Below are 15,641 nucleotides of genomic sequence, written 5' to 3' on the forward strand. Positions count from 1 at the left end.
GACGCCTGATGTGGGAAACCCTGCTGATCCCCTTCACCTACGGCTACATGGCGAACGCCATCTGGGTTTCGGCCCTGGTGGGCGGCGTCTGCGCCTTTTTGTCGGCCTATCTGATGCTCAAGGGCTGGAGCCTGATCGGCGATGCCCTTTCGCACTCCATCGTGCCCGGGGTCGCTGCCGCCTACATGCTGGGCCTGCCCTTCACCCTCGGCGCCTTTGTGTCGGGCGGGCTGGCCGCGCTGACCATGCTGTTCCTGAACAGCCGCACGGGGCTCAAGGAGGACGCGATCATCGGCCTGATCTTCACCGGCTTTTTCGGGATTGGGCTGTTCATGATCTCGCTGAACCCGGTGGCGGTCGATCTTCAGGCGATCACCATGGGCAACATCCTGGCGATCTCGCCTGGCGACACGGCGCAACTGGCGGCCATCGGCGGTGTGTCCCTGGCGATCCTGCTGGCGAAATGGCGCGACCTGATGGTGGTCTTCTTCGACGAAAGCCACGCCCGCACCATCGGGTTGCGCCCCGCGCGCCTGCGGGTGCTGTTCTTCACGCTGCTGGCGGCGTCCACCGTCGCCGCGATGCAGACCGTGGGGGCCTTTCTGGTCATCGCCATGGTGGTGACGCCCGGCGCCACCGCCTATCTGCTGACCGACCGCTTTCCGCGCCTGATCGCGCTGTCGGTGGCCATCGGCACGCTGACCTCGGCCATGGGGGCCTATGTCAGCTTCTTCCTGGACGGCGCGACGGGCGGCATCATCGTGGTTCTGCAAACGCTGATCTTCCTTCTGGCCTTCGCCTTCGGCCCCACCCACGGCCTGCTGGCCAGCCGCCGCCGCATCCGCGAGGCCGCTCGATGACCTGGCTCACCGCACCCTTCGCCTATCCCTTCATGGTCGAGGCGATGCTGATCACCGTCATCGTCAGCCTGCCCGCCGCGCTGCTCAGCTGCTTTCTCGTGCTGAGGGGATGGGCGCTGATGGGAGGCGCCATCAGCCACGCGGTCCTGCCGGGGATCGTGCTGGCCTATCTGGCCGGGATCCCGCTGCTGATCGGGGCCTTTGTCGCGGGCATGATCTGCGCCCTGTCGGCGGGCTGGCTGGACGCCAACAGCCGGGTAAAGCCCGACACCACGCTGGGCGTCGTCATGGCGGGCATGTTCGGCCTGGGGATCGTGATCTATACGCAGTTCCCAAGCGACGCGCACCTGAACCATATCCTGTTCGGCAACATCCTGGGGGTGGGGCGCGACGACTTCGTTTCGGCCGGGTCGATCTCGGCGGTGGTCGGGCTGGCGCTGGTCCTGAAATGGCGGGACTTCGCGCTTCTGGTCTTCGATCCCGTGCAGGCGCGCGTGGCGGGGCTGCCGACGGCCTGGCTGCATTACGGAATGCTCGCGATGATCTCGGCCGTCGTGGTGGCGATGCTGTCGGCCGTGGGCATCATCCTGTCGGTAGGGTTGCTGATCGCGCCGGGGGCCATCGCCTTTCTGCTGACCTCGCGGTTGCAGGCGATGCTGGCGCTGTCCGTCGCGATTGCCGCCGGGTCAAGCCTGGTCGGCATCTGGGCCAGCTTCTGGCTGGACAGCGCGCCCGCGCCCACTATCGTCGTGGTGATGACCGCGCTGTTCGCGCTGGTCTTCTTCTGGCGGCAAGCGGCGGGGGACCGGACCGCCGCAACCTGACGCCGCAACCTGACGGAGGACGCGATGCTGCCGGACCGCACGACCTTCCCCCGGGATTTCACCTTCGGCGTGGCGACCTCGGCCTATCAGATCGAGGGGTCCGCCCATGGCGGCGCAGGGCCTTCGCATTGGGACACCTTTGCCGCCATCCCCGGCACCATCGCGGATGGCGGCAACGGCAGCCTCGCCTGCGACCATTACCACCGCTGGCCCGAGGATCTGGACCTGATCCGCGAGGCAGGTTTCCAGGCCTATCGCTTTTCGACATCCTGGGCGCGGGTCATGCCGGACGGCGCAACGGTGAATGCCGAGGGTCTGGATTTCTATGACCGGCTGGTGGACGGAATGCACGAGCGGGGCCTGGCGCCGCACCTGACCTGCCATCACTGGGAACTGCCCGCGGCATTGGCCGACCTTGGCGGCTGGCGGAACCGCGACATCGCCGGACGCTTCGCCGACTACTGCGCGGTGATCCACCGCAGGCTCGGCGACCGCTTGGCCAGCACCGCCACCCTGAACGAGCCCTGGTGCATCGCCTGGCTGTCGCATTTCCTGGGCCAGCACGCGCCGGGCCTGCGCGACATCCGCGCGGCCGCCCGCGCCATGCACCATGTGCCGCTGGCCCATGGCGCGGCCATGGAGGCGCTGCGGGCGGAGGGCGCGCGAAACCTCGGCATCGTGCTGAACTTCGAGACCGCGCAGCCCGCCGACGCCAGCCCCGGCGCCATCCGCGCGGCCGAAGTCCAGGACGCCATCTACAACCAGTGGTTCATCGGCGCCCTGACGGGCCAAGGCTATCCCCTCGCGGCGCTCGAGGGGCTGGAGCCGCACCTTCCCCGGGACTGGCAGGCGGACATGGCCGACATCGCGCGGCCGCTCGACTGGCTGGGCGTCAATTACTACACCCGCCGCCTTTATGCGTCAGGGGCGGGCCCCTGGCCGGGGGGCGAGGCCGTGGACGGCCCCCTGCCCAAGACGCAGATGGGATGGGAAATCCGCCCCGAAGGCCTGACCGAGTTCCTGACCCGCCTTGCCCGCGACCATGTGGGCGACCTGCCGATTGTCGTCACCGAGAACGGCATGGCCGAAGCCGCAGGCCCCGACATCGCCGCCGACCCCGGCCGCATCGCCTTTGTCGGCGATCACCTGCGCGCCGCGCGGGCGGCAATGGACCAGGGCGTCAACCTGCGCGGCTTCTTCTATTGGTCGCTGCTCGACAATTTCGAATGGGGTTGGGGCTATGGCCCGCGCTTCGGGCTGGTCCATGTCGATTACGAAACCATGGCCCGGACCCCCAAGGCCAGCTGGCACGCCTTCCGCGCCATGCTGCGGGGTTAGCGCCTTGGTTGCGCGCACCCCGTCCAGCCGCTATCTGAAAGCCTCAACGGATTGCCAGGGGGCCACCATGATCGTCATCGCCGCCGCCATTGTCGGGGCCTTCCTGGGCTGGCGCCGGGCCGGGCAACTGGGGGGTCTGCCGCGCGACCGCGCGCAATACGCGGCGGGTTTCGGCATGGCCTTCGCGCTGGCAGGGTTGTTCGCCACCGTCATCCTGGACCGGATGATCTGATGTTCGTCCCCTTTCTCGACAGCCTGCGCCGGCAAGGGGTTCCGGTCTCGCTGCGGGAATGGCTGGACCTGATGGCGGGGATGGGGGCCGGGGTCGCGGACTGGACCGTCGATGGCTTTTACCACCTGGCGCGCCTGGCCCTGGTCAAGGACGAACGCCACATCGACCGCTTCGACCGCGCCTTCGCCGAGGCCTTTGCGGGACTGGAAACCATTCCCTTGGAGGCCCTTGTCACCGAACAGGCGATCCCCCGCGAATGGCTGGAAAAGCTGGCCGAGAAACTGCTGACCGACGAGGAAAAGGCGCAGATCCAGGGCGCCGGCAGCTTCGAGGAGCTAATGCGCAAGCTGCGCGAACGGCTGGCCGAACAGCAGGGCCGCCACCAGGGCGGCAGCAAATGGATCGGAACGGGCGGCACCTCGCCCTTCGGCGCCCATGGCTACAACCCCGAAGGGGTGCGCATCGGCCAGGACGAATCCCGCCACCGCCGCGCGGTCAAGGTCTGGGACAGGCGCGACTTCCGCGACTTCGACGACGGCGTGGAACTGGGCACCCGCAACATCAAGGTGGCGCTGAAACGCCTGCGGCAATGGGCGCGGCACGGCGCGGCGGACGAACTGGACCTGCCCGCCACGATCCGCGCCACCGCCGACCACGGCTATATCGACGTGCAGACCCGGCCCGAGCGGCGCAACGCGGTCAAGGTGCTGCTGTTCCTGGACGTGGGCGGGTCGATGGACGATCATATCCGCGTCGTGGACGAGCTGTTCTCGGCCGCCCGGGCCGAGTTCAAGCACATGGAGCATTTCTATTTCCACAACTGCCTTTACGAAGGCGTGTGGACCGACAACCGCCGCCGCTGGACGGAACAGACGCCTACCTGGGACGTGCTGCACCGTTTTGGCCGGGACTACAAATGCATCTTCGTGGGCGACGCCTCGATGTCGCCTTACGAGATCGCCGTGCCGGGCGGGGCCAACGAACACTGGAACCCTGAACCGGGCGAGGTCTGGCTGCGCCGCGCCGCCGAGACCTGGCCCGATCATGTCTGGCTGAACCCCGTCCCGCAGGCGCATTGGGGTTACACCCAGTCCATCGCCATGATCGGCCGGATCTTCGAAAACCGCATGATGCCCCTGACCCTTGAAGGGCTGACGCAGGCCATGCGGACCCTGGGATGACCCAGGATCGCTCCGCACCGCCGACCGTATCGCGGGCGGGTCCGGCCTGCCGCAGCACCGCCCCGCCTTGGCGGCGGCGCGGGCCAAGGCGCCCGGACCGCGATCAGCCTGCTTGCGGGACATCCGCCGGCCCGAGGCTTCGCGGGGGCGAAAGCGCCGCACGGGGGCGCCGGCCGGGGGGCACGCGGCTGACGATTGCGTGGCGGGTTCCGCGGATGGGCTGGCGCCGGGGTCGCGGCCTGCCCATATAACGGTAATGCTGAAGTTCACGCCGATCATCCTGCTGATCCTGTATCTGGCCGCCGTCTGGTTCTTTTCCCTGTGGCGGCTGAAGCAGGATCTCGACCAGCGATCGACGCCCCTGAACCACCCGCGCCTGACGCCCATGCTGGCACGGCTGGGCCGGGCGATGGACCTGCCTCCCGTCCGCGCCCATGTCTACGAGGTCGAGCCCGTGAACGGTCTTGCCGCCCCCGACGGGCGCATCTTCCTGACCCGAGGCTTCATCCGCAAGCTGGACGCGGGCGAGGTCACGCCCGAGGAACTGGCCAGCGTCATCGCCCACGAGCTGGGCCATGTCGCCCATGGGCACGCGCGGCGGCGGATGATCGACTTCGCGGGACAGAACGCCATCCGCATGGCGCTGGCCGGGGTGCTGGGCCGCATCGTCCCGGGCCTGGGCGTGTGGATCGCGGGACTTGTCGCCGCCGCCGTCGCGGCCCGCCTGTCGCGCGACGACGAATTCGAGGCCGACCGTTTCGCAAGCGCCCTGCTGATCCGGGCCGGGCTTGGCACCGGGCCGCAGATCTCGCTGTTCCAGAAGCTCGACCGGTTGACCGGCGGCCGCGCGGGCCAGGCCCCCGCCTGGCTGCTGTCCCACCCGCCGGTGGCCCGCCGCATTGCCGCCATCCAGTCGCAGGAAACCCGCTGGCGGCAAGGCTGAAGGCGCGGGACGGATTGCGCTTGCGACACCCCGAGGTTGTCCTATGCTGCGCCCGCACCACTGGACAGCATGATGACGCGCCCCTTCCGCCGCCGGGTTCTGTATCTTCCCGGCTTCGATCCGATGCCTCCCCGGCGCTATCGCGAGATGTATCGCCGCGAATCGCGAAAGCAGGCGCGGATCAGCGGCTACGACCTGATCATGGAACGGCCCGCCCGGGGAACGCCTTTCGGCTGGCAGACGCGCGCGCGCTTTCCCGACGGGCGGGCCGAGACGCGGGCCGAGGTGCTGGTCTGGTCCGATCTGGTGCAGGCCTCGATGCGGACGGGCATTCTGGCCACCTATGCCCAGATGCTGCGGACGGCATGGATTTATGTCGGTTCGGGCGCGTTGCTGCGGCTGATGCGGCTGCGGCGGGGTCCGGTGCTGGCCGCGCTGTATCCGGTGGCGGTGCTGCTGCTGCAACTGCTTGGCGCGGTTCTGGCCGCGCTGCTGGCGGGGTGGGCCGTCGCGGATCTGACCGGCCTGTTCTGGCTTGCGACCGCCGTTGCCCTGGCCGCCGCGTGGGGCGCGCTGGTTCTTGCCAAGTCCCAGGACCACCGGCTGTTCGCGCATTACCTGATCCACGATTATGCCTTCACCGCCAGCCTGCGGGGCGCCTATCCCCCGGCCCTGGAAGACCGCCTGGCCCGGTTCACGCAACGCCTTTCCGACGCCCTTGCCGAAGATCTCGACGAGGTTCTGGTTGTCGGCCATTCCTCGGGCGCCTATCTGGCGGTGTCGCTGCTGGCCGATGCCCTGCGCCGGGGGCCCGGAGGCACCGGCCCCGCGCTTGCGCTGCTGACCCTGGGCCATGTGGTGCCGATGGCGGCCTTTCTGCCGCGCGCGCATCGCCTGCGCGCCGACCTGGCTTTCCTGTCCGAGCGGCCGGACCTGTTCTGGCTGGATGTCACCGCGCCCGGCGATGCGTGCAGCTTTGCGCTGTGCGACCCGGTGGCCGCGACGGGCATGGCCGGGCCGGGGCAGCGCTGGCCGCTGGTGATCTCGGCCGCCTTCACCCGGACCCTGTCGCCCCGCCAGCAGCGCGCCTTGCGCCACCGCTGGATCCGGCGGCACATGCAATATCTTTGCGCCTTCGAACGGCCGGGCGATTACGACTATTTCGCCATCACGGCAGGGCCGCGAACCCTTGCCGACCGCTTCGCGGACCGCCCCCATTCGCCCGGTCGGATCACGGCGCCCCTTGCCGCCGCGGGACTGCGATGATTCCGCCCCGTCCCACCACGACCGAAGGCCGGAGCGGCGTCCTGCGCCTTGCCCGCGCCTTCCGCCGCGACCTGCTGTCGGCCCTGCCCGAACGCCTTTACCGCGCCTGGATGGCAGAGTTCCGCAGCCCCCTGATCCACAGCTTCGTCTGCAACGACCCGGCGCTGGTCCGCCTGATTCTGAAGGACCGCCCGGACGATTTCCCCAAGTCGGACCGGCTGCGCGCCGGGCTGGCGCCGCTGCTGGGCGAATCGGTCTTCGTCACCGACGGCGCGCAATGGGCCGCGCAGCGCCGCATCATCGACCCCGCCTTCGAAGGGGGGCGCCTGCACGACAGCCTGCCCGCCATCCTCGCCGCGGCCGACGCCACCGTGGCCCGCCTGCGCCCCGGCGAGCAGGACATCGAGCCCGAATGCAGCCATGCCGCCGCAGACGTGATCTTTCGCGCGCTGTTTTCGATGCCCATCGAGCACCGCATCGCGGCCCGGGTGTTCCGCGCCTTCCGCGCCCATCAGGATGCGCAGCCCGTGGTCAACCCCGCCGCCCTGCTGCCCTGGCCGCGCTGGCTGCCGCACCCCCATTCGCGCCGCACCCGCCGGACCGCGGCCGAGATCCGGGGCCTGATCGCCACCCTTGTCGCGGACCGCATGGAGGCGATCCGCGACGGCCGCGCCCCCGACGACCTAGCCACGCGGATCATGACCACGCCGGATCCGCAGACGGGCCGCTGCTTTTCCGCGCCCGAGATGGTGGACCAAGTGGCGATCTTCTTCCTGGCCGGGCACGAGACCAGCGCCTCGGCCCTGGCCTGGGCGCTGTGGCTGCTGGCCGCCCATCCCGAATGGCAGAACGCCGTCGCTGCCGAGGCCTCCGGCCTGACGCCCGACATGGCCGGGCTCAACGCCCTGCGCACCACCCGCGCCGTCTTCCGCGAGGCGCTGCGCCTTTATCCCCCCGTTCCGATGATGGTCCGGCAGGCAGCCTTGCCGGAAACGATGCGCGACCGCCCCGTGCCCGCCGGGGCGCAACTGGTCCTGTCGCCCTGGCACCTGCATCGCCACCGTCGCCTGTGGGACCGGCCCGACGATTTCGATCCAGGCCGCTGGACCCGCCCCGAGGGCAAGGCCAGCGCCCGCGACGCCTTTATCCCCTTTTCCGCAGGCCGGCGCGTCTGCCCCGGCGCGGGCTTTGCCATGGTCGAGGGCGTTGCGATGCTGGCCCGCATCGTCGCGGCCTTCCGCCTCGAGCCGGGGACCAGGCCTCCCGTTCCCGTCGCCCGCCTGACCGTCCGCGGCCGCGACGGCATCGCCATCCGCCTGACGCCGCGCGAAAACCTCTCGTCCCCCGCTTGACATTCCCTCGTCATGGGACAAAAAGGGCGCCAGTGGGGCCGTAGCTCAGTTGGTAGAGCGCGTCGTTCGCAATGACGAGGCCAGGGGTTCGATTCCCCTCGGCTCCACCAGACCAATCCCATTACTTCATTGAAACTATTGGACAATCTTCTTTCAGATTTCCGCTGTCCCGCCAAAAAACCCACCACCAGGTTCTTCGGCAGCCATTTGCTTCCCCCCAGCCCTGCATGACTGCGCGATGGGTATTTGGTGGGTCTTGTTGGAAAGAGATGCTGGACACAGCATGGAGTAACACTGGGCGGGATTGGCAATAAGGCAGCGCGACTTGCCGTCCTAATTGCGATGTCAAGGTTGGACAGACCTGCGCTGCCGAGACCGGGGGGCACCCCTGGGAGTGGGGGCATCGATCAGGCAGGGGGTGGGGGTAAAATCCGGCGGCGCTGATCCTCTACTCGTGTGCCCCTCGGACGCCACGCAAATTTTTCCTATTTTTTGTGAAAATAATGCACACTGGCCATAGGGCGGATGCCAGCCCTGTGTGAAGTTTGTTCATAGTTCTGGGGTGATGCGATGAAGCGATGGCCATATGGGCTTGCTGATCGAACGGTTCCTGATCTGAGTGAGGGCGAAGCTAGGCTGATGGTCGAGGCGCACTATGGCCGCAGGCTTGGAGAAACGCCTGTAACTCGCGCTCTCGTCTTTGGTTGGGGTTCCTGTGCGGTGCTCTATTTTCTGAACTCCACTGGCATGGCGCAGATCAGCGAATGGGTCGGTCTGGGCGTCGGTTTGGCAGTGGGGCTTGGGTTCTACTGGCAGGGCCGTGCCAAGCAGAAGGAAATGCGCGCCGATCTTGAGCACCTGCTGGGCCGCTGATCTTCGTGCATCCTCTGCGCGGCTGCAGCGGGCGCATATGGCGCTATGACAGATCAGCCCCGCCAAGCGCCCCGTATTTCGCCCAAGGTTCGAGAAGCCATTGAGGCGCGTGTCTGCAAAGGCCTTTCGATTGCCGCCGCGGCCGAGGAGGCCGGTCTATCTCGCACAGGCTTTGCCAAGGCGCTGCAGCGTCCTGCGGTAGCCGATCTGCTCAGCCAGACCCAGGCGCGCTTTGTGGCGGAGGTGAACTCCAAGCGTGCGCTTCACCGGGCCCGCGCGCTGGATGTCGCATTGGATCTACTGAACAGCGACAAGACAGACGACAGGGTGAAGGTGAAGTTGATCGAGATCCTGCTTCAGGATGGGAAGGCGCCGGCAGTGGCGGTCCACGTCGATGCCAGCACCAATATTGGCGGGGGCGGCTATGAGTTCGTGCGGCCAGGGGCGCGGATCGTGGATATCGAAGGCGGTCAGTAGATCACGCTTCCGCGTATTGACCTCTATGGCAGTAAGCGGTGACAACCCTGAGACAAAGCACTATAGCGCGGCGCGATCGAAACCGCGAACCAACAAGGGCAGAAATGCGCGACAAGGACGTCAGAGATAGCGTGTGGCGAGTGCTAAATGCTCAGCATGCTGGCGACGCTGACACGCTGATGCTGGATGAACTGGGCATTCTGAACGGCGCAACCCGCATCGATATTGCGGTGATCAACGGCCAGATAGAAGGCTTTGAACTGAAGAGCGAGCGCGACACATTAGAACGCCTTCCAGTCCAGCGCGATCTTTACAACAAGGTCTTGGACAGGATCAGCCTTGTGGTTGCTGAGAACCACCGTGAAGCAGCAGAGAAGTTGATCCCTGACTGGTGGGGGCTTGCTGTGGCCAGCAAGTGCGCGGACGGCGTTGAACTCACACGCGAGCGACTGCCGGAAATGAACCCCGTTCTGGATGCTGCCACGCTTGCATCTCTCTTGTGGCGGGACGAAGCGTTAGCAGTCTTGGAGCGCCATGGTGCAGCACGCGGAGTAAAAAGCAAGCCCCGCGAGGCTCTGTACGAGCGCCTTGCAGAGGCGCTGGACCTCGACGTAATACGTGCCGAGGTCCGTACCACCCTCAAGACTAGGGCTGGTTGGAGAGTTGATCGACGATTTCAGCGATGTGGTGGTTGACGCCAATCGTCACCCACGTCTCCAAATTACCCTGACCCTCAGTGCGGCGGTGGATACGCATGATCCTCCCGTCTCCGAACGAAAAAGGCTCCCCCCGATACTGCGGCATGGCTACAATTGTGTCGGCATGTCCAAGGAACTGGGCAAATCCTTGGCTACCGCGCGTCCGCGTTCCTTGGCCCCGAATGAGGATCCAAGTATCCTCGAAGGTGTAGCGTACACTGGCAGTGGGGTTCATCGTCCTAGGATCCAGCCCCTCCTCAACTGCGATCGGGTGGATCGTCGCATAATCGCCATAGCTGACAGCCCGGCCCGCTACATCCCTGTTCGAAAGCCATACAGGCCACTCATGCCGCTCTATAACGTGGGTGCCAACAGTGAAACCGGAAAGGTTCTCGGGAAAAGACCCAGAAACCAGCGCAAGCTCTGCCCAGTCAGCAACAAAAGGTACCGCCGCCAGGGCGCCACGGGCTGTTATAACCGAGCGGCCGGTGGTTGAGATATAACTCATATCAACCACGAAGTCCGCGCCAGCGGGTTGCACATGGCATTCGCCTAGCATGTCCCGCACGACAATACCGATATCCGGTTCTGCAAGATCATCTGGTGTCATGCGAAAAACAGGCCTGACGCCAAAGTCTATGCAAACCGATGCAACTGCTCTCACAAAGTCATCATCGCTTTCCCAGCGCAGCACAGGCCTAGCGAGCACCCGCTCGCTGATAGTGGCAAGGCTATCGAAGAAATGCCGCACAGGATGGACGCCGCCGGCGCAACGCGCGTCAGGGGCAATATCGCCGAGGTCAACTGCTGCAGCGTAACCAGCCCATGCTGAGTTCAGCCTTTCAGCATCCTGCACAATGCGCTGATCGAAGGCTCCATCTCTATTTCCACCGGGTGGGGATTGAACGCATGAGAAGCAATGTTCAGCAGAGGTATTGTGGCTGCTTTTTGGTGACTTTCGAGGTTCGCAAGAGCTGTTTGCTCGCCCCGCTTGAAGCGCAGTATTGGTCGGTAAGGCATTGATGTTCTCAGAGAATGATTCGCTAATCTGCTTACAGTGCTCAGAAGATCAGAGAAGCGAGACTGATTGCAAATGTAATCAGGCACTCTATCACAATCGCTGCAGGCGAGTTGGCCAGCAACGCAGTGAGTGGTTCAACCAAATCGTTGCAAGCAGCTAACCGCAGTAAAGCTGCATTGTACGACGGTTCTAAAGCTGCTTTTTGATACGAACAGTTGCCAGCCGTGAAACTGGCTCACGCCTCGTACATGTGCGGACAGCCCAATAAATGCTGTCCTTCAGCGCCAGTGCTGCTGTCGCCTAGTAGGCTAAGGGGTGGAGTTCCTCACGGGCAGCGGCATCAGTCACGGATTTTCATGGGGTCCAGATGAATGACGAGAAGCTGCTTGCCGCTATGAAAGCTGCCCAAGCCACGGGATGGTGGATAGCCAAGCAAGATCGCTGTTGCTATCGATCACATCATCTCGGTGCGAGAAGTGGCAGACGATGCGGGCACCGAAGTCAAGCTGACTGATGGCACATTGATCAACGTGACTGAGCCTTACAGCGACATCATCGACAGCCTCATCGAAGTCGGGCTTTCGCTCGGTTCGGATAAGCAGACGCAATAGGCGAAGCTGCTGTGGTACGGGTGCAGCACTGACGTGCAGCCCTCAGGCAGTGACGGTGCCCACGAGCACTACGAGACCCTCAGAGTGCCAGTAGGCGCCTAGCCTTTGCCCTTCGCCCAATCCATGACGGTCCCAAGGCGCTGCTTGAGGCGCTTTGCTGTCTCAGGCTTGGAGGTCCAAATCGGAGAAAGGATTTCGAGGACGTCACCGCTGCTGATGGTGTCGATCGGCCGCGATCCGATCTTTGGGACGGCATAGGCTTCGACTGTCGCAAGCCAAGTCTCTGCATGCTTCTTGTTCCGCCAAGTGGGGAGCAGCGCTTCGTGGACAGTCTTGGCCGCGTCGTGGAAGGTCGGAATACCCTTGGCGCGCTTACGCTCGGCTAGAGGATCGCCCCCCTGCCGGGCAGACTTGCGATGCGAGCGGGCCAGATCGCGCGCCTCTGCAAGTCCGACGACATTCACCGAACCAAGGCCCATTTCGCGGCGCTTGCCATGAACCAGCGTGCGGAGGATCCACGACTTGGCGCCAGTAGGTCCGATCCGCAGGTAAAGGCCTGGCGTATCGTCATCGGAATACATGCCCGGCTCCTTAAGTGCCGCGATCGACTTTACCGAGAGCTTGGGCATGTCCTGTCCTTCTGTCCTGTCCCGCCATTTGTCCCACCAGTAATAGCCAGACGATGAGAAAACGAGATAGACGAAGGGATAGCACCACAGACATTTTAGTCAAATATTGCTGGACTTGTGGAGTTATTGATGGAGCACGAGAGAAGGTAGTTCGGTAGACTTCGGCTCCACCAATTTCAGGACATGTCCGTTGGTTTCGGGGCGCGATCCACACCGCGCCCTTTCCGTCAGGCCCGTGCCTCCTGGCGCCGCAGGGCGTGGTAGACCGCACCGCCCACGGCCACGCCGAAGAACCAGCCATAGGTGCCCCACCAGGCCGGCAGCAGCGTGGTGAAGGTCGGCAGGATCGACGAAAAGACGATGCCGATGCCAAAGGCGACAAAGGCCTTGGAATGCCAGCCGCTGCCAAAGCGGAACTCTCCGTCTTCCTGATAAAGCGCCGCGACATCCAGGCGGGATTTGCGGATCAGGTAATAGTCCACCATGATGATCCCGAAGATCGGACCCATGGTCGAACCGATGAAGTTGACGAACTGCGCCGCTCCGGTTTCCCACGGCGCCCAGGGAAACAGCGCCAGCGAGATCAGCGCCGCGATGTAACCGCCGCCCTTGAAGGAAATCCGCGAGGGAAACGTGTTGGAAAAATCGAAGGCCGCCGAAACGAAGTTGGCCACCACGTTGATCCCCAGCGTCGCCACGGCAAAGGTCAGGGCCGCCAGGATCGCCAGAAACAGGCTGTCGAACTTGGCCGAGATCTGTTCGGGATGGATCAGCACCTCGCCATACACCGCATAGGCGGCGGTGGTGGTGACGCCCGCGACCAGGCAGAAGGCCAGCAGGTTCACCGGCAGGCCCCAAAGGTTGCCCTTCATCAGCGCGCGTTCGTCGGTGGCATAGCGCGAAAAGTCGCAGAAGTTCAGATAAAGCGCCGCGAAATAGGTGATCCAGGTGGCGGCCACGGCGGCCAGCGCGGCAAAGCTGACGGGGGCTGCGGTGACGCCCGCGTCGCGCGTGGCGGCGATCAGCACGTCCTGCGGGATCTCGGATCCGAAGGAGAAGGTGCCGGATTTCGCGACCAGATACACCGCCAGAACCAGCATCACGATCCAGACGGCCGGACCGGCCCAGTCCTGGAAGCGGCGGACCGTCTCCATCCCGTTCTGGATGATCAGAAGCTGCGCGCCCCAGACGATCAGGAAGCAGATGAAGGTCAGGGTGGAATGGCCCAGCATGAAGCTGGTCTGGTGGAACTCCAGCAGCGCGGGGCTGCGGACCAGCAGGGCCACCAGGGCGCCCGCCGCGGCGGCGGTCTGCGCGCCGTACCAGAAGCAGGCGACGACCGCGCGGACAAGCGCCGGGACGTTGGCGCCGAAGGTGCCGAACGAGGCGCGTGCCAGCACCGGAAAGGGAACGCCCGTGCGCACACCCGCATTGCCCACCATGGTCATCAGGACAAAGATCACCAGCGACCCAATGCCGATCGCCAGCACGAAGTTGACGAAGCTGCCGCACAGCAGGAACAGGCTGGCGGCGAGGTAATAGCCCCAAAGGCTGTGCACGTCCGAGGTCCAGACGTTGAAGATCGAGAAGGCGCCCCATTTGCGTTCCCGCGCGGGGGCCAGATCCTCGTTGTAAAGTGCGGGCGATGGGTTTTGTAGCTGCATGAAGACCCTCGTTTCGGGGCTGCCGGGCGGGTGCCATGGCGACAGGCTGCGGTTCCGATGGAACCACAGCATCATGCATCGCGGATTTGTGGGAAGATTTATCGGCGCGGCGCGGCAGGAAAGCTGAACGGGCGCGGCAAATCGGCATCAAGTGAAACAGCCGCCAGGGGAACCGGCGGCTGTCCGGGTTCTATCCCGCCAGGGCGCTTGGCTGGGCCTGGACGGCGGCTTCGCGGCGGTTGCGCAACTCCTCGGCCACAAGGAAGGCCAGTTCCAGCGACTGGCTGGCGTTCAGGCGCGGGTCGCAGGCGGTGTGATAACGGTCGGACAGATCCTCGTCGGTCACGGCGCGGACGCCGCCGGTGCATTCGGTCACATCCTTGCCGGTCATCTCGAAATGCACGCCGCCGGGGATGGTGCCCTCGGCCTTGTGGACGGCGAAGAACTCGCGCACCTCGCGCAGGATCGAGTCGAAAGCCCGCGTCTTGTAGCCGGTCGAGGACTTGATGACGTTGCCATGCATCGGGTCGCAGGACCAGACGACATCCGCGCCCTCGGCCTGCACGGTCTGAATCAGGCGCGGCAGGTGGTCGCCCACCTTGCCCGCCCCGAACCGCGCGATCAGCGTCAGCCGCCCCGGCTCGTTGTCGGGGTTCAGCCTGGCCATCAGCATCTTGAGGTCTTCCGCCGTGGTGGTCGGACCGCATTTGAGACCGATGGGGTTCTGCACGCCCCGGCAGAATTCGACATGGGCGCCGTCCACCTGACGGGTGCGGTCGCCGATCCAGATCATGTGGCCCGACCCCGCGACCGGCAGGCCGGTGGTCGAATCGACGCGCGCCAAGGCTTCCTCGTATTCCAGCAGCAGCGCCTCGTGGCTGGTGTAGAAATCGACCTTGGACAACTGATGCGCCGTGTCCGAGTTCACGCCCGCCGCCTGCATGAAGGCCATGGCGTCGCCGATGCGGTTCGCGATGTCGCGGTATTTCGCGGCCTCGGGCCCGCCCACGAAATCGGCGATCCAGCTTTGGACGCGGTGCATGTCGGCGAAGCCGCCGGTGGAAAACGCCCGCAGCAGGTTCAGGGACGCCGCCGCCTGGGTATAGGCCGCCAGCATCCGCTGCGGATCGGGAATGCGCGAATCCGCCGTGAAGTCGAAGCCGTTGATGATGTCGCCGCGATACGAGGGCAGCTCGACCCCGTTCATCATCTCGGTGGGCGCGCTGCGGGGCTTGGCGAATTGCCCGGCCATCCGGCCGACCTTGATCACCGGCATCTGCGCCCCCCAGGTCAGCACCACGGCCATCTGCAACAGCACCTTGAAGGTGTCGCGGATGTTGTCGGCGCTGAATTCGGCAAAGCTTTCCGCGCAGTCCCCGCCTTGCAGCAGAAAGGCGCGGCCCTGGGCGGCCTGCGCCAGCTCGGCCTTCAGGCGGCGCGCCTCGCCCGCGAAGACCAGGGGCGGATAGCGGCGCAACTGCGCCTCCACGGCCTCCAGCGCGGCGGGGTCGGTATAATCCGGCATCTGGACGCGAGGATAGGCGCGCCAGCCGGCCTTGTCCCAGCTTTGGGTGGCGGTCTTGCGGTTCTCCTGCGTCATGGCACGGACTCCTTTGGAAATGATCGTGACGGTATAGACGGGATGAGGGCAAAGGAAAAGCCGGACTGCAAG

General features: G+C 65.3%; 16 protein-coding genes and 1 tRNA gene. 13 read left to right on the forward strand and 4 right to left on the reverse strand.

Annotated elements, in window-relative coordinates; all coding sequences use genetic code 11:
- The first annotated feature begins 8 nt into the window (after positions 1-8).
- The 12 genes from ACFOM8_RS02710 (at position 9) to ACFOM8_RS02765 (ending at position 10,041) form a co-directional block, all read left to right on the forward strand.
- Positions 9-860 carry a metal ABC transporter permease gene (locus ACFOM8_RS02710; protein ID WP_377759179.1) on the forward strand — a complete coding sequence of 284 codons (852 nt, stop codon included), beginning with the start codon at positions 9-11 and terminating at the stop codon, positions 858-860.
- Entirely contained in the window at positions 857-1,684 is an 828-nt protein-coding gene (locus tag ACFOM8_RS02715) for a metal ABC transporter permease (protein WP_377759061.1), read from the forward strand. Before ACFOM8_RS02710 ends, ACFOM8_RS02715 begins: the two co-directional genes overlap by 4 nt.
- Positions 1,685-1,708: 24 nt before the next feature.
- Positions 1,709-3,022: a GH1 family beta-glucosidase gene (locus ACFOM8_RS02720; RefSeq protein ID WP_377759062.1), complete on the forward strand. Its 1,314-nt coding sequence runs from the start codon at positions 1,709-1,711 to the stop codon at positions 3,020-3,022.
- A 67-nt stretch (positions 3,023-3,089) separates the two neighbouring features.
- Positions 3,090-3,254, forward strand: a complete 165-nt coding sequence (locus tag ACFOM8_RS02725) for a hypothetical protein (RefSeq protein ID WP_377759064.1) — start codon at positions 3,090-3,092, stop codon at positions 3,252-3,254.
- Positions 3,254-4,435, forward strand: coding sequence for a vWA domain-containing protein (locus ACFOM8_RS02730; RefSeq protein ID WP_377759066.1), 1,182 nt, complete (start codon positions 3,254-3,256; stop codon positions 4,433-4,435). The genes ACFOM8_RS02725 and ACFOM8_RS02730 overlap by 1 nt, the downstream gene beginning before the upstream one ends.
- Positions 4,436-4,691: 256 nt before the next feature.
- The gene (locus ACFOM8_RS02735) at positions 4,692-5,378 is read left to right on the forward strand and encodes a M48 family metallopeptidase (protein ID WP_377759068.1); all 687 of its coding nucleotides are present in this window, start codon (positions 4,692-4,694) and stop codon (positions 5,376-5,378) included.
- A gap of 72 nt (positions 5,379-5,450) precedes the next feature.
- A complete protein-coding gene (locus ACFOM8_RS02740) occupies positions 5,451-6,644 on the forward strand; it encodes a hypothetical protein (RefSeq protein WP_377759181.1) in 1,194 nt (397 codons plus the stop codon).
- Positions 6,641-7,996, forward strand: coding sequence for a cytochrome P450 (locus ACFOM8_RS02745; protein WP_377759070.1), 1,356 nt, complete (start codon positions 6,641-6,643; stop codon positions 7,994-7,996). The genes ACFOM8_RS02740 and ACFOM8_RS02745 overlap by 4 nt, the downstream gene beginning before the upstream one ends.
- Before the next feature lie 34 nt (positions 7,997-8,030).
- A tRNA-Ala gene (locus ACFOM8_RS02750) sits at positions 8,031-8,106 on the forward strand.
- 529 nt (positions 8,107-8,635) lie between these two features.
- Positions 8,636-8,869: a hypothetical protein gene (locus tag ACFOM8_RS02755; RefSeq protein ID WP_377759072.1), complete on the forward strand. Its 234-nt coding sequence runs from the start codon at positions 8,636-8,638 to the stop codon at positions 8,867-8,869.
- 45 nt (positions 8,870-8,914) lie between these two features.
- Positions 8,915-9,346 carry a hypothetical protein gene (locus ACFOM8_RS02760; RefSeq protein WP_377759074.1) on the forward strand — a complete coding sequence of 144 codons (432 nt, stop codon included), beginning with the start codon at positions 8,915-8,917 and terminating at the stop codon, positions 9,344-9,346.
- 104 nt (positions 9,347-9,450) lie between these two features.
- Positions 9,451-10,041 carry a sce7726 family protein gene (locus ACFOM8_RS02765; RefSeq protein WP_377759075.1) on the forward strand — a complete coding sequence of 197 codons (591 nt, stop codon included), beginning with the start codon at positions 9,451-9,453 and terminating at the stop codon, positions 10,039-10,041.
- Here ACFOM8_RS02765 and ACFOM8_RS02770 read toward each other — a convergent pair.
- Entirely contained in the window at positions 9,992-11,092 is a 1,101-nt protein-coding gene (locus ACFOM8_RS02770; protein WP_377759182.1) for a beta family protein, read from the reverse strand. The genes ACFOM8_RS02765 and ACFOM8_RS02770 overlap by 50 nt on opposite strands.
- A gap of 449 nt (positions 11,093-11,541) precedes the next feature.
- Between ACFOM8_RS02770 and ACFOM8_RS02775 the strand changes: the two genes are divergently transcribed.
- Complete coding sequence (locus ACFOM8_RS02775) at positions 11,542-11,676, forward strand: hypothetical protein (RefSeq protein WP_377759076.1); 135 nt, start codon at positions 11,542-11,544, stop codon at positions 11,674-11,676.
- 98 nt (positions 11,677-11,774) lie between these two features.
- On the opposite strand, the gene ACFOM8_RS02780 is transcribed toward ACFOM8_RS02775, so the two are convergent.
- The 3 genes from ACFOM8_RS02780 to ACFOM8_RS02790 all read right to left on the reverse strand — a co-directional run bounded on the left by ACFOM8_RS02780 (position 11,775) and on the right by ACFOM8_RS02790 (position 15,569).
- Entirely contained in the window at positions 11,775-12,305 is a 531-nt protein-coding gene (locus tag ACFOM8_RS02780; protein ID WP_377759078.1) for a tyrosine-type recombinase/integrase, read from the reverse strand.
- Between the two features lie 227 nt (positions 12,306-12,532).
- Positions 12,533-14,044 carry an NCS1 family nucleobase:cation symporter-1 gene (locus ACFOM8_RS02785; protein WP_377759079.1) on the reverse strand — a complete coding sequence of 504 codons (1,512 nt, stop codon included), beginning with the start codon at positions 14,042-14,044 and terminating at the stop codon, positions 12,533-12,535.
- A gap of 115 nt (positions 14,045-14,159) precedes the next feature.
- The gene (locus ACFOM8_RS02790) at positions 14,160-15,569 is read right to left on the reverse strand and encodes a class II 3-deoxy-7-phosphoheptulonate synthase (RefSeq protein ID WP_377759080.1); all 1,410 of its coding nucleotides are present in this window, start codon (positions 15,567-15,569) and stop codon (positions 14,160-14,162) included.
- Positions 15,570-15,641 lie beyond the last annotated feature (72 nt).

The organism is Paracoccus angustae, assembly GCF_042648745.1.
GTDB lineage: Bacteria > Pseudomonadota > Alphaproteobacteria > Rhodobacterales > Rhodobacteraceae > Paracoccus > Paracoccus angustae.